Raw genomic sequence first — 22,985 nt, forward strand, 5'->3', positions numbered from 1 at the left:
CCTACCCGCCGCCGACGTCCATGGTCAGTACCTCTAGCTGTCGGCCGGTAGCACCGTCAGTCCGTGCGGACGCTCGTTCATCGCAACGCAGCCGTCCTCGGTGACGACCACGATGTCCTCGATCCGGGCGCCCCATTCGCCCGGATAGTAGATCCCGGGTTCGATACTGAACGCCATACCCGGGCGCAGTTCCAGGTCGTTGCCCGCGACGATATAGGGCTCCTCGTGCACCGACAGGCCGATACCGTGCCCGGTCCGGTGCACGAACGCGGGCCCGAACCCGGCGGCTTCCAACGGCTCGCGGGCGGCCGCGTCCACGGCCTCGGCCCGGACACCGGGCCGCACGGCGGCCACCGCGGCGGCCTGGGCGCGTTCCAGTTCGGCGCAGCGCGCGGCGATCTCCGGATCGGGTTCGCCCAGCACATAGGTCCGGGTGGAATCGGAGTAGTAACCGGGATCCACCGGGCCGCCGATATCGATCACCACCACGTCACCGGCCTCGATGCGGCGCTCCGACACCTCGTGGTGCGGGTTCGCTCCGTTGGGCCCGCTACCCACGATCACGAACGCGGCCTCGGTATGCCCCTCGGCCACGATGGCGTCGGTGATATCCCTTCCGACCTCGGCTTCGGTCCGCCCGACCCGCAGGAACTCACCCATCCGCGCGTGTACGCGGTCGATGGCCGCGCCCGCCCGGCGCAGCGCCGCGATCTCGGCGTCGTCCTTGATCATGCGCAATTCGCGCAGTACCGGGGTCGCCGACACCGGGAGCCCGCTGAAACTATGCGCCAGCGGCAGCAGATGCAGCGCGGGCATGGAATCGGCCACCGCGACCCGGGAGCCGATATGCAGGGCCGACCGCACCAGCTGGTACGGATCCACCCCGTCCACCCAGTCCAGCACCCGCAGGCCGAGTTCGTCCACCGCGGACTCCGCCAGCCCCGACACCTCGAGTTTGGGGATCACCACCGAGGGGGTGGCCTTGTCGGAGGTGATCACCAGACAGGTCAGCCGTTCGAACGATTGGGCCGCCGATCCGATGAGGTACCGCAGGTCCGGGCCGGGGGTGATGAGCAGGGCGTCGAGATGGGCGTCGCGGATCAACTGGACCGCCCGCTCCAATCGCTGCCCGTAGACCTCCGCCGCGAACCGTGACTCCGTGTGCGCGCTCATGACCTCGAACCTACCTCGCACCCGGGGGGCGGCACATCGGATACGTCGGTGGGTCCTTGTAGATTCACCGGGTGACTACGACCGAACCCACGCCGCGTCCCCTGCTGCTGCTGGACGGCGCGAGTCTGTGGTTCCGGGCCTTCTACGCGATCCCGGACAAGATCACCGCGTCCGACGGCCGGTCGGTGAACGCCCTGCGGGGGTTCACCGATATGGTCGCGTCCCTCGTCACCAGGCATCGCCCCGCCCGGCTCGTGGTGTGCCTGGACCTGGACTGGCGGCCGAAGTTCAGAGTGGATCTGGTGCCCACCTATAAGGCCCATCGTCTCGACACCTCCGCCACGGCCGCACCGGGCGCCGAGGAAGTACCGGACCGGCTCACCCCGCAGGTCGACATGATTCTCGAGCTGCTGGCCGCCGCCGGGATCGCCACCGGCGGTGCGGAGGGCCTGGAAGCCGACGATGTGCTGGGCACCCTGGCCTCCACCGAACTCACCGATCCGGTGATCGTGGTCAGCGGCGACCGGGACCTGCTGCAATTGGTCCGCGATACCCCCGAACCGCCGGTGCGGGTGCTGTACGCGGGCCGCGGGCTGGCCAAGGCCGAATTGTTCGGGCCGGCCGAGGTCGCCGCGAAATACAATGTCCCGGAGCAGAACGCGGGACCGGCCTACGCGGATATGGCGACGCTGCGCGGGGATTCCTCGGACGGGCTCCCGGGCGCCGCGGGGATCGGCGAGAAGACCGCCGCCACCCTGATCAGCAGGTTCGGTTCGCTCGAGGCGCTGCGGGCGGCGGTCGACGATCCCGCGGCCGAGCTGGCCCAGGGCATCCGGACCAAACTGCGCACGGCCGCCGGCTATCTCGACGCGGCGGCACCGGTGGTGCGGGTGGTACGCGACGCCGATGTGATCCTGTCCCGGCCCGACACCCTGCACCCCATTCCGGCCGATACCGACGCGCTGCGGGAACTCGCCCGTGCCTACAACGCGGAGAGCCCGGTCGAGCGGTTGATCACCGCGCTGGCGAACTGCGCCTGACCGGTCCGGGACAGCGAAAACCCGCCGGAGGGCAGCGTCCGGCGGGTTCGTCCGACAAGGCGATCAGCTCGGGCGGCCGACCTCGTAGGTGCCGTCGTCCTTGGTGATCTTGATGTTGACCTTCTTGGCTTCGCCGCCGACCTTCAGATCACAGGTGAACGTGGCGTCCACCGCGACCTCCTGGCCCGCGGGGCACTGGACATCCTTGACATCGTCGATACCGTAGGAATCCGCGAGGACCTGCGCCACGCCCGTCTGCACGGCGGCCTGATCCAGCTGGTCCTTGGCGGTGAGGGTCAGAATGCCGACGACCGCACCGACCACGAGTACCACCACCAGCACGGCCACGCCGATGATGAGACCGGTTTTCTTACCACCGCCCGACTGCTGCGGCTGCTGCCCCCACTGCTGCTGATTCGGCTGACCCCACTGCTGCTGCGGCTGCTGCCCCCACTGCTGCTGATTCGGGTCACTCCACTGCGGCTGCTGTTGATTCGGGTCGCCCCACTGCGGCTGCTGCCCCCACTGCTGCTGATTGGGGTCGTTCCACTGCTGCGGCTGCGGTTGCGGTTGCGGCTGGCTCCACTGTTGCTGCGGCGGGGCGGGCTGCCACTGCTGACCGCCCGGGTCGCTACCCCACTGCTGGGTGGGCTGCGCCTGCTGCGGATCGGGCACCGGATGCTGCGCGGGCGGCTGGTTCCCCCACTGCGGCGCCGCGCCGGGCGGCTGCTGCCCACCCCAGACCTGGGTGGGATCGTTACGTCCCTCCCCGGTGCCCGGGGCGTCGTTCGGTCCGTACGGCCCGCTCATCTGGTTGCCTCCACTCGCATTGTCCAACACACGGTAGCCCCCCGCGTGCGGTAGAAATCAAATCACAATCGATGGTCTCACGCTGTGCCTACCGAACCATGAGCGAGGGCCCTGCGTGGTTGTGCTCCGCTACCGCCTCTCTCATGCCGCGTCCACCGCGACGACACCACGCCGGATCGCCCGGACGGCCTTGGCCGCGGTGGCCGCGACCTCGGTATCGTCTGCGGTGGTGTGGATCTGATCGAGCAGGTCGATCACCTGCCGGCACCAGCGCACGAAATCCCCGGCCGACAGCGGTGTGCCCTGATCACCACTGGCCAGCAGTGAATCCGCCAGTGCGTCACCGCGCGCCCATTTGTAGATACCGCCCACGAACCCGAGATCCGGTTCGCGACTGGGGGCCAGCCGGTGCTCGGATTCGTCGATACGCAACCGTGACCATTCGGCGAGGGTGTCGGCGACCGCGCGCCGGATCGGCGCGGTCGGCCCGGTGGCACCGAGATAGCCTCCCTCCGAACGTGATTCGTACACCAGAATCGACACCACGGCCGCCAGCTCGGCCGCGCCGAGTCCGCGCCACAGCCCCTGCCGCAGACATTCGGCCACGAGCAGATCGCTTTCCGCGTAGATACGGGCCAGCCGCCGCCCGTCCGCGGTGACCTCCCCCTCGTGCACGAAACCGCGTTCCTCCAGCAGCCCGACAATCCGGTCGAAGGTACGGGCCAGCGAATTCGTAGTCGTCGCGACCTTCTGCCGCATCGACTCGGTCTCCCGCGCCACCCGGTTGTAGCGCTCCCCGATCCGGGCCAGCTGCTCCCGGTCCGGCCGGGTATGGGCGGGATGGGCGCGCAGCGCCCGGCGCAGGGCGCCCAGTTCGGGATCGTCGGCACCCGCGGCCCGCTTGTCCCGGCGCGGCCGATGCGGTGCGGTAATCCCGGTGCTACGCAGCGCCGAGGCGAGATCGCGGCGGGTGCGCGCGGTGCGATGGTCCACCCGGCGCGGCAGCCGCATCCGGCCCAGCGGCTGGGCCGGCACCGGGAAATCGGCCACCGACACCCGTCCCGCCCATTTGTCCTCGGTGAGCACCAGCGGGCGCGGATCGCCGGGGGTGGCGTCGGGTTCCAGGATCACGGCCAGCCCCGCCCGGCGCCCGGCACCGATGGCGACCACATCACCGCGGCGCAATTCGGTCAGCGCGGCGACACCGGCGGTGCGCCGATCGGTACGGGTCTGCTGGTTGAGGTGGCGTTCCCGCTGTTTGATCCGTTCCCGCAGGCCGATGTACTCCAGGAATTCCCCGTCCTCGCCGCCGAGTTGGGCGGCGAGTTTACGCAACTGGCCCTCATTGCGTTCGATACCGCGGACCAGGCCGACCACCGACCGGTCGGCCTGGAATTGGGCGAAGGAACGCTCCAGCAGCAGCCGCGCCTCCTCGGCACCGAGCCGATCGATGAGGTTGATCGACATGTTGTAGCCGGGTTTGAAGGAACTGCGCAGCGGATAGGTGCGGGTCGAGGCCAGACCGGCGACCGCGCTGGTATCGACCTCGGGCTGCCACAGCACGACCGCGTGGCCCTCCACGTCGATCCCGCGCCGACCGGCCCGGCCGGTGAGCTGGGTGTACTCCCCCGGAGTCAGTTCGGCGTGGGTCTCGCCGTTGAACTTCACCAGCCGTTCGAGCACCACCGTGCGCGCGGGCATATTGATCCCCAGCGCCAGCGTCTCGGTCGCGAATACCGCCCGGACCAAGCCCTTGACGAACAGTTCCTCGACGGTGTGCCGGAACGCGGGCAGCATTCCGGCGTGATGGGCGGCCAGCCCGCGGTGCAGCGCCTCCCGCCACTCCCAGAACCCGAGCACCTCGAGATCGGCGCGCGGCAGTTCGCCGGTGTGCTTGTCGATGATCGCGTCGACCACCTCCGGATCCGCCGCGCCACTCAGATCCAGCCCGGACCGCAGGCACTGGGCCAGCGCGCCGTCACAGCCGGCCCGGCTGAAGATGAAGGTGATGGCGGGCAGCAGGCCCTCTTCGTCGAGCCGGGCCAGAACCTCGGGCCGCGGCAGCGGCCGGAAGAACCGCCGCGGCCCGCCGCGCCCGCGCGGACCACCCCAGCCCTCCATCCGGTCGGCGCTCTCCCGCTGTTTGATGTAGCGGACCAGATCCGAATCGACCAGTACCCGCTGATCGGAGGATTCGCTGTCGAACAGGTCGAACATCCGGCGCCCGACCATCACGTGCTGCCACAGCGGCACCGGCCGGGTCTCGTCCACCACCACGGCGGTATTACCACGCACGGTCTCCATCCAGGCGCCGAACTCCTCGGCATTGGACACCGTGGCCGACAGGCTCACCAGCCGCACCTCCGGCGGCAGATGCAGGATCACCTCTTCCCAAACCGCGCCGCGGAACCGGTCGGCCAGGTAGTGCACCTCGTCCATCACCACATGGGACAGGGAGCGCAACGCGTCGGACGAGGCGTAGATCATATTCCGCAGCACCTCGGTGGTCATCACCACGACCGGGGCATCGGCATTGATCGACTGATCGCCGGTGAGCAGACCCACCAGATCGCGGCCGTACCGTTCGGTGAGATCGGCGAACTTCTGGTTCGACAGCGCCTTGATGGGCGTGGTGTAAAAGCATTTCCCGCCCGATGCCAATGCCAGATGCACCGCGAATTCGCCGACGACGGTCTTCCCGGCGCCGGTCGGCGCGCAAACGAGTACCCCGTGCCCCTCCTCGAGGGCGGTACAGGCCTGGCGCTGGAAGGGGTCCAGCTCGAATGGCAGCTGGGCGGCGAACCGGGACAATTCGGCGGTCAGCGACGCGTTCGGTGTCACGGCTCCGAGACTAATCGAGGAATCCGACACCGGTCGCGCCGATAACTCCCGGGGACGGGCCCGCAGCGGTCAGAGTGTGTCCGAATAGTCCGTGGTCGTCCGGCCGGGCCGCTCCGGGGCGGGCACCGTATCGGCCGACGGAATAGGCGTCGCCGGATCGACCGCGTTCGGCGCCTCGATCCGCGAGGCCTCCTCGTCGTCGAGCGCGCCCAGCTGCTGCTCCTCGATCCGGGCCCGGCGCCGGTCGTTGAACCGGGCGAACTGCACCGCGAACTCGAACAGCACCGTCAGTGCCAGCGCCAGCGCCAGCATGGAGAACGGATCCTGCGGGGTGACGATCGCCGCGAACACGAACAGGCCGAAGATGATGCCGCGCCGCCATGCCTTCAGCTTCTCGTACGGCAGCACCCCGATCAGGTTGAGACCCACGATCAGCAGGGGGGTTTCGAAACTGACACCGAAGATGACCAGCAGCTGGATGATGAAACTGAAGTACTGGGAACCGCTCAGCGCGGTGATCTGCACATTGTCGCCGATACTGAGCAGGAAACTCAGCGCGTGCGAGATGACCCAGTAGGCCAGCACCGCGCCGCCGACGAACAGCAACGAGCCGGTCACCACAAAACCGACCGCGTACCTGCGTTCCTTCGGATACAGACCCGGCGTGATGAACGCCCACGCCTGATACAGCCAGACCGGGCAGGCCAGCACCACACCGGCGGTCAGGCCGACCTTCAACCGGAGCATGAACTGCTCGAACGGCGCCGTGGCCAGCAGGCGGCACTCACCGCCGGGAGTCAGCGAGGCACGCGCCGAATCGGGTAGCGAACAGTAGGGACCGCGCAGGATCTCGCCGAGGCTCTCCAGCCCGAAAAACGAATGCGCGTACCAGAGGAAACCCACGATCGTGGTGACCAGCACGGCCGCCAACGAGATCAACAGCCGGGTGCGCAACTCCCGCAGATGGTCGACCAGGGACATGGTGCCATCGGGATTGGTCCGGCGCTTGCTGTGCCGGGGGTCGAACGGAATTCGCATGGTGTGTGGATGCCCTCGTATCAGCGTGCCTCGCTCCGCTCGGCCTGCGGCGCTGCCCGGTGCCCCGGCGATACTCCGCCCGGTTTTCGGTCAGGGCCCGGTCGGCAGCGCCGGGTCGACAGCGTCGTATCGGGGTCCGGGTGTACCACCCGGACCCGCGAATACGGGCTCAGAGCGTTTTCGACTCGCTCCGCGTCTCCGTGACCGGCGGCGCCGCCTCCCGGCCGGCCGGCAGTTCCGGAGCGGGCTGCGCGGACGCGGTGCTCGCGGGCTTGCCGTCGTTGTGCATCTCGCTCACTTCGCTCTTGAAGATGCGCAGCGACCGGCCGAGACTGCGGGCCGCGTCGGGCATCCGCTTCGCGCCGAAGAACACCACGAACAGCGCCGCGATGATCAGCCAGTGCCAGATGCTCAGACTGCCCATTGTGGTTACCTCCCAAGACTGTGGTCTTCCCGATGCTACCTGCCCAGACAGCCGCATCGAACGCAACCTGGGCAGATGCCCGCACGTCACCCGCCGGTAGACCGCCGTTCACCGCCGCATCCGGTGGTCGCGGGCGCGCGCGGAGGCCGCCGGTTGTCAGGTGGACTCGTCGAGCCCCGCGGCCGCATATGCCGCCAGTGCGGCATCGGAGCGGTCCCGGACCGCCGCCACCAGATCGGGCGGGCCCAGCACCGTCACCCCGGGTCCGAACCCGAGCGCCAAGCGCGCCATCCAGTCCAGTGTGGCGAAACGCATGGTCGCCTCGATACTCCCGTCGACGTGCACCGCTACCCGGTGCATCGGGTACTGGTCCAGTACCCAGCCGTGATCGGCGGCGATCAGCAGCCGGGCCAACGGGACCGCGGGATCGTCCTGGAACAGATCCAGCCCCGCCTCCGTATCGCGCGCCTCCCGCGGCGGGCGGGCCGGTTCGTCGAGCTCGGCCGCCGATTCGATGCGGTCGAATCGGAACAGTCGCACGCCCTCGGCCTGCCGGCACCACGCCTGCAGATAGCTGTTGTCGTCGACGGCCACGATCCGAATGGGATCGACTACCCGGTCCGACACCACATCGCGGCTCGCCGAGTAGTACTCCAGTCGCAGCGCCCGGCGCGCCGCCACCGCGGACCGCACCGTGGTCACCGCCGGAGCCTCGGCGGGAAGTCCGCCGCCCGGCACGCCCCCCGTGTCCTCGGCCGGCGCCGCACCGGAGATCGCCGCCTCGAGCTTCGCGATGGCCGAATGGGCGGCGGTCGGATCCACCATGCCCGGCAGATCGACGATCGACCGCAACGCCACCAGCACCGCCGTGGCCTCGATCGAGGTCAGCCGCAACGGCCGCTCGATACCCGCGGTAAACGTGACCTGCACACTCTCCTCCGAAAAGGACAGATCTATCAGGTCACCGGGACCGTAGCCGGGCAGCCCGCACATCCACAACTGATTCAGATCGGCCATCAACTGCTTGGTCGTGACCCCCAGATCGGCCGCGGCCTCGGCCGCACTGATCCCCGGATTGGCCACGAAATACGGGACCATATTCAACAGCCGCGACAGCCGCGCCGACAACCGCGTGCTCACAACGCCACCTCCGTCCGGTCGATCACCGAACGCAACCGCGCCACCACATCGGCCCGCAACTCCGCCGGTTCGAGCACCAGCGCATCGGCACCCAACCCCGTGATCAACCGGGCCAGCCAGTGCTGCGACCGGATCGGCACCTCCAGCACACTGCCCGGCCGGTCACCGACGGTCCGGCTACCCACCACCTCGCCGATCCGGCGCAGATCCCGGCCTCGGCCCTGCGCCACCCAGATCGTGGCCGACCCGGTGACCGGAGCACTACCGGTCACCCTGGTCACGATTTCCCGCAGATCGGTCCCGGCGGGCGGATGCACGGCATTACGCGGCCCGTACGCGGCGATCTCCTCCCCGATCCGGGACAACCGGAACGTCCGCACCGCATCCCGGTCGCGGTCGTGCCCCACCAGATACCAGCGCCCCCGCCACGTCACCACCCCCCACGGCTCCACATCCCGCATCAAAAACGGCGCATTACTGGCCCCACGATGCTCGAACCGCACTGCCTGCCCGGCATCGATCGCCGCCAGTAACTTACCCAGCACCGGCTCCGACCCGCGCGTCCGCGCCGGCACCGCCGGAATCGCCGCGAACGCGGTATCGGTCTCTACGTGCACACCTCCCGCCCGCAATTTCAGCAGTGCCCCCGCCGCGGCCGCCGCCAGCTCCGGCGACTCCCACATCTGCAGAGCCACCGCCACCGCCGCCGACTCCTCACTGGTCAGATCGATATCCGGCAGCTCATAGGCATCCCGGTTGATCCGGTAACCCTCCACCGTCGAAAAACGACCGGACGGGCCCACCTCGAGAGGTATGCCCAGATCCCGGAGCTCGTTCTTGTCCCGCTCGAACATCCGGCTGAATGCCTCGTCGCTGGCACAGTCCTCATAGCCCGCGACACTCTCCCGGATACGCTCCGCAGTCAGGAACTGCCGAGTCGACAGCAGCGCGATGACCAGATTCATCAGGCGCTCGACCTTGGATATCGCCACCCGAGCAGAATAATGCAGTGTCTATTGGCGCCGCCTGCGGCGTCGCGGGGTTGCCGCCCCCTTGGTCTCGCCGTTTCGGCTTCGAGACTCGAGCCTTCGGCTCATGCGATGTGCGGTGAGCCGTCCACAGAGTGCAACTGTTGAGCACCTTCGGCCAAGGGGCGAGACGGGCCTCAACCCGTCGAAATATCTCGTAAGGCTCGACACATGCGGGTTACGTCGGCATTCGAAGTCCTGGCCGGATGCCGACTCGACCGCCCGGCCGACCTGGTGTCTGATCGCTTTCACGAACGGCGGGACCGAAGGGTCCTCGACCCCGCGGCGCCGCAGGCGCCGCAATAAACACAGCACCTTCGCGAGTGAGCCCACCACCTTCGCCTTCGCGAACGAGTGACTTCCGGAGGCTCGCCCGGTACCTCGGCGCGAAGCGGACAGGCGGAGAACACGCGCCTGGGACCGGCCGGACCACAGCCTGACCGGCCCCAGGCGACGCGCACTACATCGAGGCGATCAAACGGTCCACTCGCTCGTCCACCGAGCGGAACGGGTCCTTGCACAGCACGGTGCGCTGGGCCTGGTCGTTCAGCTTGAGATGGACCCAATCGACCGTGAAGTCCCGGCCGGCCGCCTGGGCGGCGGTGATGAAATCACCGCGCAGTTTCGCCCGGGTGGTCTGCGGTGGGGTGTCGACCGCGGCGTCGACCGCGTCGTCCTCGGTGATCCGCTTGGCCAGACCCTTGCGCTGCAGCAGGTCGAAGACGCCGCGGCCACGTTTGATGTCGTGGTAGGCCAGATCCAGCTGGGCGATCTTGGGATCGGACAGCTCCATGTTGTAGCGGTCCTGGTAGCGCTGGAACAGTTTGCGCTTGATCACCCAGTCGATCTCGGTGTCGACCTTGGCGAAATCCTGCGACTCCACCGCGTCCAGGGTGCGGCCCCACAAATCGACCACCTGATCGACCTGCGGATCACGGTCCCGATTGCGTAGATGCTCCACGGCGCGGGCGTAGTACTCGCGCTGGATATCCAGGGCGCTGGCCTGCCGGCCACCCGCCAGCCGCACCGGGCGGCGGCCGGTGAGGTCGTGACTGACCTCCCGGATGGCCCGGATGGGATTGTCGAGCGCGAAATCGCGGAACGACACCCCGGCCTCGATCATCTCCAGCACCAGGGCGGCGGTGCCGACCTTGAGCATGGTGGTCGTCTCGGCCATATTGGAATCGCCCACGATCACGTGCAGACGCCGATACTTCTCCGCGTCGGCATGCGGCTCGTCCCGGGTGTTGATGATCGGACGCGAGCGGGTGGTCGCCGAGGAGACGCCCTCCCAGATGTGCTCGGCCCGCTGCGACAGGCAGAACGTGGCCGCCTTCGGCGTCTGCAGCACCTTGCCGGCCCCGCAGATCAGCTGCCGGGTCACCAGGAACGGCAGCAGCACGTCGGAGATCCGGGAGAACTCGCCGGCCCGCACCACCAGGAAGTTCTCGTGGCAGCCGTAGGAGTTGCCCGCCGAATCGGTGTTGTTCTTGAACAGGTATATGTCCCCGCCGATCCCCTCCTCCGCGAGGCGCTGCTCGGCGTCGATGAGCAACTCCTCCAGTACTCGCTCCCCGGCCCGGTCATGAGTGACCAGCTGGACCAGGCTGTCGCATTCGGCGGTGGCGTACTCCGGATGCGAACCGACGTCGAGGTAGAGCCGGGCGCCGTTTCGCAGGAACACATTGGAGCTGCGCCCCCAGGAAACCACCCGGCGGAACAGATACCGGGCCACCTCGTCGGGACTGAGCCGGCGGTGTCCGTGAAAGGTGCACGTCACACCGAATTCGGTCTCGATCCCCATAATTCGTCGCTGCACACTATCGAGGTTACAGCGCGGACGGATTCCTGCGGGTCAGTGCGCAAAACCCGATGTATACGGCTTGGCAACGATTGGGCTGTGTTTATCGGCCCCGCCTCCGGCGGGGCGGGTCGGGGCCCTGTGACCCCGATTCTTCCCTCCTCCGCTCAGTCGCTGCGCTCCTTCGCTCCGTCGGTCCAGAATCGGGGGCGGGGCCCCGACCACGAACGCCGACCATCCGAAACAGACAGAAGGCGCACGCTGCCGTGCACCTGGACCGGCCCGAAGAGGCGCACAGCACTGTAAGTGCCCAACGGTCACCGATCCATGGACGGTCGACTGCACACACACTCAGTCGCTGCGCTCCCTCGCTCCCGTCGCTCCAGAACCGGGGGCGGGCCCCGACCACGAACGCCGACCATCCGAAACAGACAGAAGGCGCACGCTGCCGTGCACCTGGACCGGCCCGAAGAGGCGCACAGCACTGTAAGTGCCCAACGGTCACCGATCCATGGACGGCAGGCCGCGCGCTCACTCCTTCGCTCTGTGCCTCCGAGTCGGGGCACAGGCCCCGACCAGGACGCCAACCGTCGGGAGTAGACAGAAGGTGGGTGCGGGCTACGTCATGACCAGCCTGAGCAGGCGCACAACACTGTAAGTGCTCAATGGTCGCCGATCTATGGACGGCCAACCGCACATCGCACGGCACGAAAGCGGGTCGCGCACCGTTGTCGGTGCGCGACCCGTGGATTCTCGTCCGGCGCGGAGCCGGCCTGTTCAGTCCGGCTTGCCGCCGGTTTCCGGCTCCGCCGAGCCGGCCTCACCCGCCGAGCCGAGCAGCTCTTCGAGGGAGGCGCGGCCGATCCGGCGGAACGCCCGCCGCGGCCGTGCCTGTTCCAGGGTGGCGACCTCCAGCGTGCCGACGCCGAGGGCACGCTTGTCCTTGTCCGCGCCCTCGCTGGACTGCAACGCCTCCACCGCGACCCGGATCGCCCCGGCCAGGTCCAGCCCCCGCCGGTAGGACTCTTTGAGCGCGCTGACGATGGGTTCGGTGGTACCGCCCATCACCACGTATTCACGCTCGTCGACGATCGATCCGTCGAAGGTGATCCGGTAGAGGACCGATTCGGGTTCCTGGTCCGAATAGCTCACCTCGGCGACGCAGATCTCCACCTCGTAGGGTTTGAGCTGATCGGTGAATATCGAGCCCAGCGTCTGGGCGTAGGCGTTGGCCAGCGCTCGGCCGGTGACATCGCGGCGGTCGTACTGGTAGCCGCGCAGATCGGCCTGCAGGATGCCGCCCCGGCGCAGGTTCTCGAATTCGTTGTACTTGCCGACGGCGGCGAAACCGGTCCGGTCGTAGAGTTCGCTGACCTTGTGCAGGGTCGCCGACGGATTCTCCGCCACGAACACCACACCCTTGTCGTAGGCGAGCACCACGACACTGCGGCCCCGGGCGATACCTTTGCGCGCGAGCTCGGTCTTGTCGCGCATGATCTGCTCGGCGGATGCATACAGCGGCAGGGTCATGCCCGGGCGCTCCCTTCCTCTGCGGCCTGACGGTCGGCGGCGATACCGCGCGCGATCTCCTCGAGCCGGGATTCGGCCACCTCGACGGCGCCCTCGTCATCGATCAGGATCGCGGTCGGATAGATCCCCCGCAGCAGATCCGGCCCGCCGGTGGCGGTATCGTCATCGGCGGCGTCCACCAGGGCCTCGACCGCGATACGGAGGGCGCGATCGGCGTCGATCCCCTTGGCGTACAGCTTCTTCAGCGAGGTCCGCGCGAACATGGAGCCGGACCCGACGGCGGTGAATCCGAACCGCTCCTCGCTGCGCCCGCCCACCACATCGTAGGAGACGATGCGCCCGGCCCGGTCCGGATCGGTGGCCTGCTGGTCGTAGCCGACCAGCAGCGGCACCACCGCCAGGCCCTGCATGGCGGCCGGCAGGTTGTCGCGCACCATCTTCGACAGTTTGTTGGCCTTGCCGTCGAAAGTGAGGGAAACACCTTCGATCTTCTCGTAGTGCTCGAGCTCCACCGCGAACAGGCGGACCAGTTCGATGGCCATGCCCACGGTCCCGGCGATACCGGTCGCCGAGTAGGTATCGGTGATATGGACCTTCTCCACATCGCGGCCCGCCAGCAGATTGCCCTGGGTGGAGCGCCGGTCACCGGCGATCAGGACACCGCCGCGATAGGACACCGCCACCACGGTGGTGCCGTGCGGTGCGATATCCCCCGCGGCACCGCCGCCGGGGTTTCCGGCGGCGGTGGGCTGGCTCAGGGCGTCGAATCCGCTTCCCGGCAAGAGATCCGGGGCATGTTGACGCAGATGTTCGGAAAAGGACGAGAGGGCGTACCCCAGTTGGAGACGCAAGGGGTCACCTGCGGTCACTGGCCACCTTTCTGCACGTAGGCACGAACGAAGTCTTCGGCGTTCTCTTCGAGCACATCGTCGATCTCGTCGAGCAGGTCGTCGGTGTCCTCCGCCAGCTTCTCGCGCCGCTCCTGACCCGCGGCGTCTACGCCGTCGACGCCTTCGTCATCGTCGCCGCCCCCGGCGCGTTTGGTCTGCTCTTGTGCCATCGCAGCCGACCTCCTCTGTTTCCACCGACCGGCCGCGCTCGCGTACCGGACGAATCGTGAGCACCTCTGTGCTCGTTCTTCAACAGTACCCAGCCGGGACGACACGTAGTCGGATTACGTCCCACCCCGGTGGTCGCGACCTCCGGGAACATTCCCGGCGAACACTCAGGTGGTGAGCTGTTGCACCAGGTCAGCAGCGGTATCGACCCCGTCGAGCAGTTTCCCGACGTGCGCTTTGGTACCGCGGCGAGGCTCCAGGGTGGGAATACGGACCAGCGAATCGCCACCCAGGTCGAAGATCACCGAGTCCCAGCTCGCGGCGGCGATATCGGCCCCGAACCGGCGCAGGCATTCCCCGCGGAAGTAGGCGCGGGTATCGGTGGGCGGTTTGGTCATGGCGTCGAGCACCTGCTGTTCGGTGACCAGCCGTTTCATGGATCCGCGCGCCACGAGGCGGTTGTACAGGCCCTTGTCCAGGCGCACATCCGAGTACTGCAGATCCATCAGATGCAGTTTCGGCGCCGCCCAGCCCAGGCCCTCGCGGCTGCGCATCCCCTCGAGCAGGCGCAGCTTGGCCGGCCAGTCCAGCAGGTCGGCGCATTCCATCGGATCGCGTTCCAGTAGGTCGAGCACCATCGACCAGTTGTCGAGCACATCGCGTACCCGCTCGTCGTCGTTGCCCTGCTCCTCGACGAACTTCGCGACCCGTTCGTGATAGAGCCGCTGGATCGCCAGCCCGGTGAGCTCCCGACCGTCGGCCAGGGCGACCGTGGCGCGGAGGGTGGGATCGTGGCTGATGGTGTGGACCGCGGTGACCGGGCGGGCCAACTGCAGATCGGACAGATCGGCACCGGATTCGATCAGGTCCAGGACCAGCGCGGTCGTCCCGACCTTCAGATAGGTCGACATCTCGGCCAGATTGGCGTCGCCGATGATGACGTGCAGCCGGCGGTATTTGTCGGCGTCGGCGTGTGGTTCGTCGCGGGTGTTGATGATGCCGCGTTTGAGCGTGGTCTCCAGCCCGACCTCGACCTCGATGTAGTCCGAGCGCTGCGAGAGCTGGTAGCCCGCGTTATCGCCGGACTGCCCGATCCCGACCCGGCCGGAACCGCAGATCACCTGCCGCGAGACGAAGAACGGGGTGAGCCCGAGAATTACCGCGTTGAACGGGGTTTCGCGGCTCATCAGATAGTTCTCGTGGGTGCCGTAGGAGGCGCCCTTGCCGTCGACATTGTTCTTGTACAGCTGCATCCGGGGCGCGCCGGGCACGCTGGACGCGTGCCGGGCGGCCGCCTCCATCACTCGTTCACCGGCCTTGTCCCAGATCACCGCGTCGAGCGGATCGGTGACCTCCGGCGCGGAATATTCCGGATGCGCGTGGTCGACGTAGAGGCGGGCGCCGTTGGTGAGGATCATATTCGCCGCGCCGACCTCGTCGGCATCGATCACCGGCGCCGGACCGTTCATCCGGCTCAGGTCGAAACCGCGGGCATCGCGCAGTGGCGACTCGACCTCGTAGTCCCATCGGGTGCGCTTGGCACGCGGCACCCCCTCGGCCGCGGCGTAGGCCAGAACCGCCTGGGTAGAGGTGAGGATCGGGTTGGCCGACGGCTCGGTGGGGGTGGAGATCCCGTATTCGACCTCGATACCGATGATGCGCTGCATGAGTTCGAGCGTAGGCGAAGGACGGCGAATCATCCGTCGAGTGGTACTTCCGGCCGATGCCGCGGCGTAGCCCGCGACCACATGCTCTGACCATGACCCGCACCGTCGCCGACCCGCTCGTCCCCGGACCGAATCCGCCGCGCCCGTCCCGGCTCGCGGCCCTGGATGTGCTGCGCGGAATCGCCATCCTGGGCACGCTGGGCACGAATGTCTGGATCCTGACCGACCCCGAGGGCCTGAGCGGATATCTGCACCGGATCTCGATGTCCCCCACCGACGGTTGGATGTGGGCCGAGAAGGTGCTCCAACAACTGGCCCAGGGCAAATTCCTGGGGCTGCTGACGGTGATGTTCGGTATCGGCCTGGCCATCCAGCAGCGCTCGGCCCGCCGAGCCGGGCGCCCCTGGCCGGGCGGGTACCCCTGGCGCGCCGCACTGCTGTTCCTCGACGGCCTGCTCAATTTCCTCCTGATCGCCGAGTTCGACGTGCTCATGGGGTATGCCGTGACGGCGGCGGTCGTCGCGTTCCTGCTCACCCGCAGTGGGCGGGCACAGGGCCGGTGGCTCTACACGATGCTCGGCGTGCACCTCACCTTGATCGCGCTCTACGTCGTCTCGCTGGTCTTGGCGGAGCCTTCCGCGCCGCGCGAGCGGGCACCGCTGGACCCCAACCCGTACGCCGACGGCTCGTTCTGGGATCTGGTGCTGTTCCGGGCCGAGCACGCACTGGCGTTCCGCGCCGAAGCGATCGTCATCCTGCCGCTGTCCGTCGTGCTGTTCCTGGTGGGCGCTCGCCTGTTCCACGCCGGTGTGTTCCGGCCCGAGGGGGCGCGACTGCGGCGCCGGCTCCTGTTTCTGGGCTTCGGCGTGGCCGCGCCGGTCGACCTGCTCGCCGGACTGGCCGGCGGGGGCGATCTGGTACTGATCACCCGCTACGTCGTGGCGCCGGTGGTCTCGCTGGGCATTCTCGCGCTGGTCGCGGAGTTCTATGCGCGCCGCTCCCACACCGGCTTCGCCGGACGCCGGCTGAGCGAGATCGGCCGGGCCGCGCTGAGCTGCTATATCCTGCAGAACCTGGTGGCGTCGATCCTGTGTTACGGCTGGGGGTTCGGGCTGGCCGCGCGGTTCGCGCCGGAGTCCCGGGTACCTTTCACCGTCGTCGTCTATGTGACCGTATGCACGGTGATCGCGCTGTTCGCGCACTGCTGGCTGCGCCGGTTCGCACGCGGTCCGGTGGAGTGGCTGTGGCATTCGAGCTACCGGCTGCTGAATCGGGCATAGCCGCTGCGCTGCGCTGATACGCCCGCCACAGTGAGCAGACACACCCGGTCGCGGTACCACTGCGCGCCCGGGTAGCTGCCACCATTGACCCGGCCGTACCGGCAGACGCCCGGCCCGCACACCAGGGCCGGACGCGCAGCTTCGACGGAGGACGCGATGGGGACCGACAGCACCGGCGACGACCCGGGCGCACACGCCGTACCGGACGAGACGGGCGATACCGACACCCGCGCCCGGGTGCGGCGCCGTATCCGTATCTGGGCCGGTCCGATCGTGGTGGTCACGCTGCTGATGGCACTGTTGTCGACGATGTATCTGGGCTACGTCGTCAACCCGGAAGAGAATCTGCATGATTTCCCGATCGCGCTGGTGAACCAGGACGACGGCGATATCCGCGATGGACAGCAGATCGATATCGGTGATCAGATCACCGCGGCGCTCACCGAGCGTGTCCCGGCCGACAAGGTGGATCTGCGCGTGACCGGTATCGGTGAGGCCCAGCGCCTGCTCGACAACGGCGAGGTCTACGGCGCGATCATCCTGCCCAGCGATCTGTCCAAACGACTGTCGATCCTCGGTGCGGGCAGTGTGGTGCCCGGCGATATCCAGCAGCCGGTGATCACCGTGGTGACCAATCCGCGTACCGGGACCTTCGCCACCCAGATCACCCAGCTCATCGCCCGGCAGGCGCTCACCCAGGTGAACGCCGAGGTCGGCAGACAACTCACCGCAACTGTCGACAGCGAGCTGAGTTCCGGCCCAGGTGGCGGCACCCAGGTCTCCGGCGCGTCCAGGCTGATACTGGCCGAACCGATCGATGTGCTCATCGAGCAGTACCGGCCGCTTCCGGAAGGGACCGGGCAGGGCCTGTCCGCGTTCTTCTACACCCTGCTGGTGGTGCTGGCCGGTTTCACCGGCGCCATGATCGTGCACACCATGGTGGATTCGGCGCTCGGTTTCGTCCCCACCGAATATGGGCCGTGGTTCGTCCACCATCCGACCTCGCCGCATTCCCGGGCCCGCACCCTGCTGCTGAAGTGGGGGGTGATGGCCGTGGTGGCCCCGATCGCCTCCGGGTTGTTCGTCGGTATCGCCACCCTGCTGGACGTACCGCTCGAACACGGCCTGGCGCTGTTCCTCTTCGGCACCCTGGCGATCCTCGCGGTCGGGGTGACGGCACTGTCCGTACTCGCGGTGTTCGGCTCGGCGGGGCTGCTGATCAACCTGATCCTGTTCATCGTGCTCGGGCTGCCCTCGGCGGGCGCCACCATCCCGCTGGAGGCCACCCCGCACTACATGGCCTGGTTGGCCGCCTTCGAACCCATGCACCAGATCTACCTGGGCATCCGCGCCATCCTGTACTTCGACGCACACGGCAACCCCGGACTGGCGCGCGGGGTCTGGATGAGCCTGGCCGGGCTGGCCATCGGGCTGGTGCTGGGGCTCGTCTTCACGATCCTCTACGACCGCAAGGGCCTGGAGCGCCGCAGCGACCGCTGAGCGTCGGCGCGGCTCCGGCCGGCGACACCGGCCGTCTGCGCAAGATCGGTCAAGCGCACCGGCCGGCCGATCCGTCAGACTCGACGGGTGAACAACCGACGGGACCGACTGCGGGAACTGCTCGACGCCGTTCTCGACGAAGACAACACCACGCTCGGGCAGATGGCCGCCGACGCGTACAGCTCGCGGTATCACTTCGCACGGCAGTTCAGCCGCGGAACCGGCGAGTCCCCGGTGGGCCTGCGGCGGCGCGTGCTGCTCGAGCGCGCGTGCTGGCAACTCGGCGGCGGCGCGGCGGTCACCGAGGTGGCCTTCGCCGCGGGCTACGACACGGTGGAAGGGTTCAGCAGGGCGTTCACCCGTGCGTTCGGTCACCCGCCGAGTGCGACCCCGCCGCTGACGGGCCGGACACCGCGCTGGCTGCCCGCGGCGAACGGCATCCACTTCCACCCGCCCATGTCGCTGTGGGTGGAGGGTGAACCGAGAGGACGATCCGATATGGACCCGACCGCGCTGCTGCTGCACCACGACCTCGAGGACACCGCCCTCCTGGTGAAGGCGGCCGCCGGATTGACCGAGGAACAGTACCGGCGGCCCCGGGGCAGCACCGGGACCGTGCTGCCCTGGGACGGTCCCGAGGACTCGGTCGCCGCGGTATTGCACCATCTGATCCGCAGCAAGGAGTGCTGGCTGGCCTCGATCGAAGGCGCCGACACGCCGGTAGCCGGCGGCGACGACCCGCCCGCGCTCGCGGCCCGCCTCGACGAGGTGGGTCCGCGGTGGCTGGATACGGTCCGCGAGATCGATCGGCGCGGCGGCTGGGGCGACACCCTGATCGATGCGCTGTGCGAGCCGCCGGAGAGTTTCGTCCTCGGCAGCGTGGTCGCGCATGTGCTCACCTACTCCGCGTATCGCCGCCAGCTGGTGCGGTACTGGATACGCGGTACCGCACCCGATGATCCCGTCGGATGGGGCGACCCGATCGACTGGCTGCGAAGGAGAGAGTGAATGACCACCCCGGCGACCGGACCCCGGACCATCTACTACACGGCGACCAGCCTCGACGGCTTCATCGCCACCCCCGACCACTCGCTGGACTGGCTGCTGTCCCGGGAGGCCGACAACGACAACGGCCCCATGGGAATGACCGAGTTCATGGCCGGTGTCGGCGCGATCGTCATGGGCGCCAACACCTACCAGTGGCTGCTCGACAACGAGGCCGGGCGACCCTGGCCCTACGAGGTAGCGACCTGGGTCTGCACCCATCGCGAATTCGCCCCGCGCACCGATGGCGATGTGCGATTCACCCAGGATCCGGTCGAACTCGTCCACAAGTCGATGACCGAGGCGGCGGCCGGTAAGAACCTGTGGGTCGTCGGCGGCGGCGAACTGGCGGGACAGTTCGCCGATCGCGGCCTGCTCGACGAGGTGATCGTCTCGATCGCGCCGGTGACCCTGGGCGCCGGCGCACCGCTGCTGCCACGCCGGCTGGAGCTGCGGGTCGACGAGGTGGCCGGCAACGGGGAATTCGCCTGCGTGCGCTACACGGTGGTCGCGCCGAACGAATGAACGGCGCGGTGCGGTCGGCCGGGGGGCGACCGCACCGCCCGGCGGATGCGGGCGGCGAAACCACCGCGATCCGCGCCAGGCCGGACGCGAAGGTCACACCCGGACGCACACGGACCGAGCGAATGCGGAGGTACCCGGATCGGCGCGATCGGCGAGCCCCCTCGGCAGCCCGCGCCCGGCCGGCGCCGACGCGAAGCCACGCGGACGACACACGGCCGGAGCGAGGGTCGCGGTACGCACAGAGCGCACGGCCGGAGCGAGCGCGGAGTTCGCCCGGAAAGCACCTGGCCGGCGCGGAGGCGGCGGTACGCCTACCCGGAGGAAACCGAGGCCGTCCAGGAGGCGAAGGCGCTGGGGTTGCGCGTCTGCAGCAGGACCCGGCCGGGACCGACGAAGTCGAAGACCAGGCCTTCACCGGATTTGAGCGACTGGAGAGAGCGACCGGAGACCGCGCGCCGGATGGTGAACCGGATCGACAGATCGTAGGCGACCACATGCCCGGTATCGATGGTGACCGGCTCGCCGGGCGCCAGATCGATGACATCGATGGCTCCGAATACGCCGACCACGACTTCGCCCTGGCCCGAGGCGCGCAGGCCGAAGCCGCCCTCACCGCCGAACAGATTGGCGAAACCACCCCATTTGCTCTCCACCTGGACGCCGGTCGAATTGGCGATCCAGCCGCCGCGGCTGATGAAATACGGCCGGTCCGGAGCGATCTGCAGTGCGAGCATGTCCCCGGGCAGCGAAGGCGCCACATCCACCCAGCCGCCCTGCTGCGGCGCGGTGAAGGTGGAGACGAAAAACGATTCACCCGACAACATCAACCGTCTCATACCGGCCAGGACGCCGCCCTCGGCCTTGGCCTCCAGGCCGACTCCTGCCGAATGCGCCACCATGGCACCGGATTCCACGCGGACCGGCTCACCGCCCGCGAGGACACACCGGGCAACCGTCGACGACGGGTTGTGCCGCAGTTCAACTTTCATGAGCCGACACTACCGCCACCGCGGGTGAGAGTCCGCCAACGTTAGCGCTACACCCCGGCGAACCGCCGCGGACTCAGCCCAGCGAATCCAGAGCTTCCGCGTCCCGGGCGATGACCCCACGCCCGGCGGTGAACACGAGCGGACGCTGGATCAGCCGCGGATGCTCGGTCAGCGCCGCGAGCCAGCGGTCCCGGTCCGCCTCGGTCCGGCCCCACGCGGCCATACCCAGTTCCTTCGCGATATCCTCACCGGTGCGGGTGATATCCCAGGGTTGCGCGCCGAGCCGGTCGAGTGCCGCACGGAGTTCCGCGACGGTGGGCGGCTCGTCGAGGTACCGGCGGACCGAATACTCGATGCCGGCGGCGTCCAGATGGGCCACGGCGGCCCGGCTCTTGCTGCAGCGCGGGTTATGCCAGATCTCGGTCTCCGGAGTGCTCATGAGGGTGAGCGTAGCCCGCTACAGGTGCATCCATTCCGGCCACACCTGCGACCACGCCCGCCGGGGCTGCGCGCATTTCCAGAGCGTGACATCGCGGGTGTTGCCCAGGAAGCCGAGCCGGGTGTCGACGTGGCCGATCGGTTCGAGGGTGGCGAACTGCGCGCGCAACAGGTGCTCGTCGCCGCCGACACACACCAGGGTGGTGGCCGATTCGGCGGGCGCGCCGAAATATCCGAAACCGCGCGAGGGACTGTGCACCTGCGGCAATTCCGTCCGCGCCAGCTGATCCAATGCACCTGCCTGCCAGTAGCTTTCCGTGATCACCGCCGATCGAGCCTGTTCGGCCGCGGGCAGCGAGCGGTAGGCCGTCACCACCGCGTCCGCCAGTTCGGTCCAGCCGAATTCGCCGTACAACCCGATGTTCAACGCGGCCTCGGTATCGTTCGCGGGCGGGTCGATCGCGTCGGGTTCCCGCCAGGGTGTGGAGCCGGCGATCAGGGCGAGCGATACCGCTACCACCGCCGCGCCCGAGCCGAGGAGCGCCCGCCGACGGGCCGATCCGACCCGCCGCACCGCCGCCGCCAGGGCGACCGCACCGGCCGCGAAGACCACGCCGTACATCCCGGCCAGATAGTAGACACGACCACCGGAGACGAGGAACACCACGAGCAGCAGCACCGTGGCCACACCGAGGAAACGGTACGGGCGCAGCGATTCGTGCCGCAGCAGCGCCCACAGGCCGTAGCACAGCAGCACCGCGCCCAGCGCTCCCGCGAGCAGCACGGCCAAGGGTATGAAGGCCATCGGGCCGCCGGAGTACTGCTGTTCCGCGCGCACCACCGCACCCAGGCCCAGCTGGGGCCACCCGTGCCGGGCCTGCCAGAGCAGGGCGGGGACCGAGACCAGCAGCACGACCAGCCCGCCCACCCAGAGCAGCGGTCGGCGCACCAACTCCCGTGGACCGAAGACCAGTGAACTCGCCACCACCGCGAGCCAGAAGAAGGGGATCAGCCATTTGACCTGCATATCCAGCGCGGTGACGAGGGTGGCGGCGAACAGCAGCCCGTCGCGGCGGGTCCGCACCCAGCGCACCACCAGCCAGGCGATCAGTACCCACAGGGCGGAGTCGATCGCGTTGGTGGACAGATTCTTGGCCTGCATGAGCAGGAACGGCGAGGTCGCGTAGCCGACGGCAGTCAGAACCTGGGCGCCGCGACCGCCACCGAACTCCCGCGCGACGAGTGCGGCGACCACGATCGCGGCCACCGTCAGGAGGATCGCGGGCAACCGCAGCACCAGCAGCGAACCCGGGGCGACGCTATCCCCCAGCGCCGCGAGCAGGGGCAGTACCGGGCCCTGATCGGCGTAGCCGAACGACAGCCGCCGACCCGCGGCCAGGAAGTACAGTTCGTCGCCGAAATAGCCGTATCGGGTCGCCGAGAGCAACAGGACGACGGCCGCCACGGCGGCCACACCGAGTACGGGGGCGGTGGCGAAGGGACGGTCGGCATACGCATCGGGCCGTGGCGGGACGGAATCGGTCATCGTGGTCACGGAGGTACTCCTGGGTTTCGTGATACCTGGCCCTCGGAACATATCCGCGACCGCACCCCTCCGGCGTCCACCTATCGGTGGAATCCCGTCGGACACACGGTGTA

20 protein-coding genes are annotated in these 22,985 nt (G+C 68.5%); 5 read left to right on the forward strand and 15 right to left on the reverse strand.

Features of this window, described 5'->3' with window-relative positions; all coding sequences use genetic code 11:
• Positions 1-33 precede the first annotated feature (33 nt).
• Positions 34-1,173 (reverse strand): M24 family metallopeptidase, encoded by a 1,140-nt coding sequence (locus NGR01S_RS19135; protein WP_063038710.1) that lies wholly within the window; start codon positions 1,171-1,173, stop codon positions 34-36.
• Positions 1,174-1,244: 71 nt separating this feature from the next.
• Here NGR01S_RS19135 and NGR01S_RS19140 point away from each other — a divergent pair, with 71 nt between their 5' ends.
• Positions 1,245-2,213, forward strand: coding sequence for a 5'-3' exonuclease (locus tag NGR01S_RS19140; protein ID WP_063038712.1), 969 nt, complete (start codon positions 1,245-1,247; stop codon positions 2,211-2,213).
• 63 nt (positions 2,214-2,276) lie between these two features.
• On the opposite strand, the gene NGR01S_RS19145 is transcribed toward NGR01S_RS19140, so the two are convergent.
• The 11 genes from NGR01S_RS19145 to dop all read right to left on the reverse strand — a co-directional run bounded on the left by NGR01S_RS19145 (position 2,277) and on the right by dop (position 15,550).
• The gene (locus NGR01S_RS19145) at positions 2,277-3,023 is read right to left on the reverse strand and encodes a DUF4333 domain-containing protein (protein ID WP_063038976.1); all 747 of its coding nucleotides are present in this window, start codon (positions 3,021-3,023) and stop codon (positions 2,277-2,279) included.
• Between the two features lie 141 nt (positions 3,024-3,164).
• On the reverse strand, positions 3,165-5,864 hold the full coding sequence (locus NGR01S_RS19150; protein ID WP_063038714.1) for a DEAD/DEAH box helicase: 2,700 nt from the start codon (positions 5,862-5,864) through the stop codon (positions 3,165-3,167).
• Positions 5,865-5,933: 69 nt separating this feature from the next.
• Entirely contained in the window at positions 5,934-6,902 is a 969-nt protein-coding gene (tatC, locus tag NGR01S_RS19155) for a twin-arginine translocase subunit TatC (RefSeq protein ID WP_063038716.1), read from the reverse strand.
• A 169-nt stretch (positions 6,903-7,071) separates the two neighbouring features.
• On the reverse strand, positions 7,072-7,326 hold the full coding sequence (gene tatA / locus NGR01S_RS19160) for a Sec-independent protein translocase subunit TatA (protein WP_063038718.1): 255 nt from the start codon (positions 7,324-7,326) through the stop codon (positions 7,072-7,074).
• A gap of 156 nt (positions 7,327-7,482) precedes the next feature.
• Positions 7,483-8,466 (reverse strand): helix-turn-helix transcriptional regulator, encoded by a 984-nt coding sequence (locus NGR01S_RS19165; RefSeq protein WP_063038720.1) that lies wholly within the window; start codon positions 8,464-8,466, stop codon positions 7,483-7,485.
• A complete protein-coding gene (locus tag NGR01S_RS19170) occupies positions 8,463-9,458 on the reverse strand; it encodes a helix-turn-helix transcriptional regulator (RefSeq protein ID WP_157107337.1) in 996 nt (331 codons plus the stop codon). Before NGR01S_RS19170 ends, NGR01S_RS19165 begins: the two co-directional genes overlap by 4 nt.
• A 496-nt stretch (positions 9,459-9,954) precedes the next feature.
• The gene (gene pafA, locus NGR01S_RS19175; protein WP_218020796.1) at positions 9,955-11,313 is read right to left on the reverse strand and encodes a Pup--protein ligase; all 1,359 of its coding nucleotides are present in this window, start codon (positions 11,311-11,313) and stop codon (positions 9,955-9,957) included.
• Positions 11,314-12,072: 759 nt separating this feature from the next.
• The gene (gene prcA / locus NGR01S_RS19180) at positions 12,073-12,825 is read right to left on the reverse strand and encodes a proteasome subunit alpha (protein ID WP_063038724.1); all 753 of its coding nucleotides are present in this window, start codon (positions 12,823-12,825) and stop codon (positions 12,073-12,075) included.
• Complete coding sequence (gene prcB, locus NGR01S_RS19185) at positions 12,822-13,694, reverse strand: proteasome subunit beta (protein WP_063038726.1); 873 nt, start codon at positions 13,692-13,694, stop codon at positions 12,822-12,824. The genes prcA and prcB overlap by 4 nt, the downstream gene beginning before the upstream one ends.
• Positions 13,691-13,885: a ubiquitin-like protein Pup gene (locus NGR01S_RS19190; RefSeq protein WP_030521323.1), complete on the reverse strand. Its 195-nt coding sequence runs from the start codon at positions 13,883-13,885 to the stop codon at positions 13,691-13,693. Before NGR01S_RS19190 ends, prcB begins: the two co-directional genes overlap by 4 nt.
• 165 nt (positions 13,886-14,050) lie before the next feature.
• Positions 14,051-15,550, reverse strand: coding sequence for a depupylase/deamidase Dop (gene dop / locus NGR01S_RS19195; RefSeq protein ID WP_039825236.1), 1,500 nt, complete (start codon positions 15,548-15,550; stop codon positions 14,051-14,053).
• Positions 15,551-15,642: 92 nt separating this feature from the next.
• Here dop and NGR01S_RS19200 point away from each other — a divergent pair, with 92 nt between their 5' ends.
• The 4 genes from NGR01S_RS19200 (at position 15,643) to NGR01S_RS19215 (ending at position 19,899) form a co-directional block, all read left to right on the forward strand.
• On the forward strand, positions 15,643-16,830 hold the full coding sequence (locus tag NGR01S_RS19200) for a DUF418 domain-containing protein (RefSeq protein WP_084481415.1): 1,188 nt from the start codon (positions 15,643-15,645) through the stop codon (positions 16,828-16,830).
• A 156-nt stretch (positions 16,831-16,986) separates the two neighbouring features.
• Positions 16,987-18,330, forward strand: a complete 1,344-nt coding sequence (locus NGR01S_RS19205; RefSeq protein ID WP_084481417.1) for a YhgE/Pip domain-containing protein — start codon at positions 16,987-16,989, stop codon at positions 18,328-18,330.
• 87 nt (positions 18,331-18,417) lie between these two features.
• On the forward strand, positions 18,418-19,338 hold the full coding sequence (locus NGR01S_RS19210; RefSeq protein WP_063038728.1) for a helix-turn-helix domain-containing protein: 921 nt from the start codon (positions 18,418-18,420) through the stop codon (positions 19,336-19,338).
• Positions 19,339-19,899 (forward strand): dihydrofolate reductase family protein, encoded by a 561-nt coding sequence (locus NGR01S_RS19215; protein ID WP_063038731.1) that lies wholly within the window; start codon positions 19,339-19,341, stop codon positions 19,897-19,899.
• Between the two features lie 311 nt (positions 19,900-20,210).
• On the opposite strand, the gene NGR01S_RS19220 is transcribed toward NGR01S_RS19215, so the two are convergent.
• The 3 genes from NGR01S_RS19220 to NGR01S_RS19230 form a co-directional block, all read right to left on the reverse strand.
• Positions 20,211-20,888: a TIGR00266 family protein gene (locus NGR01S_RS19220; RefSeq protein WP_063038732.1), complete on the reverse strand. Its 678-nt coding sequence runs from the start codon at positions 20,886-20,888 to the stop codon at positions 20,211-20,213.
• A 73-nt stretch (positions 20,889-20,961) separates the two neighbouring features.
• The gene (locus NGR01S_RS19225) at positions 20,962-21,327 is read right to left on the reverse strand and encodes an arsenate reductase family protein (RefSeq protein ID WP_063038734.1); all 366 of its coding nucleotides are present in this window, start codon (positions 21,325-21,327) and stop codon (positions 20,962-20,964) included.
• An 18-nt stretch (positions 21,328-21,345) separates the two neighbouring features.
• Positions 21,346-22,872, reverse strand: coding sequence for an ArnT family glycosyltransferase (locus NGR01S_RS19230; protein WP_063038981.1), 1,527 nt, complete (start codon positions 22,870-22,872; stop codon positions 21,346-21,348).
• Between the last annotated feature and the right edge of the window lie 113 nt (positions 22,873-22,985).

The organism is Nocardia grenadensis NBRC 108939, assembly GCF_001613445.1.
Classification (GTDB): domain Bacteria; phylum Actinomycetota; class Actinomycetes; order Mycobacteriales; family Mycobacteriaceae; genus Nocardia; species Nocardia grenadensis.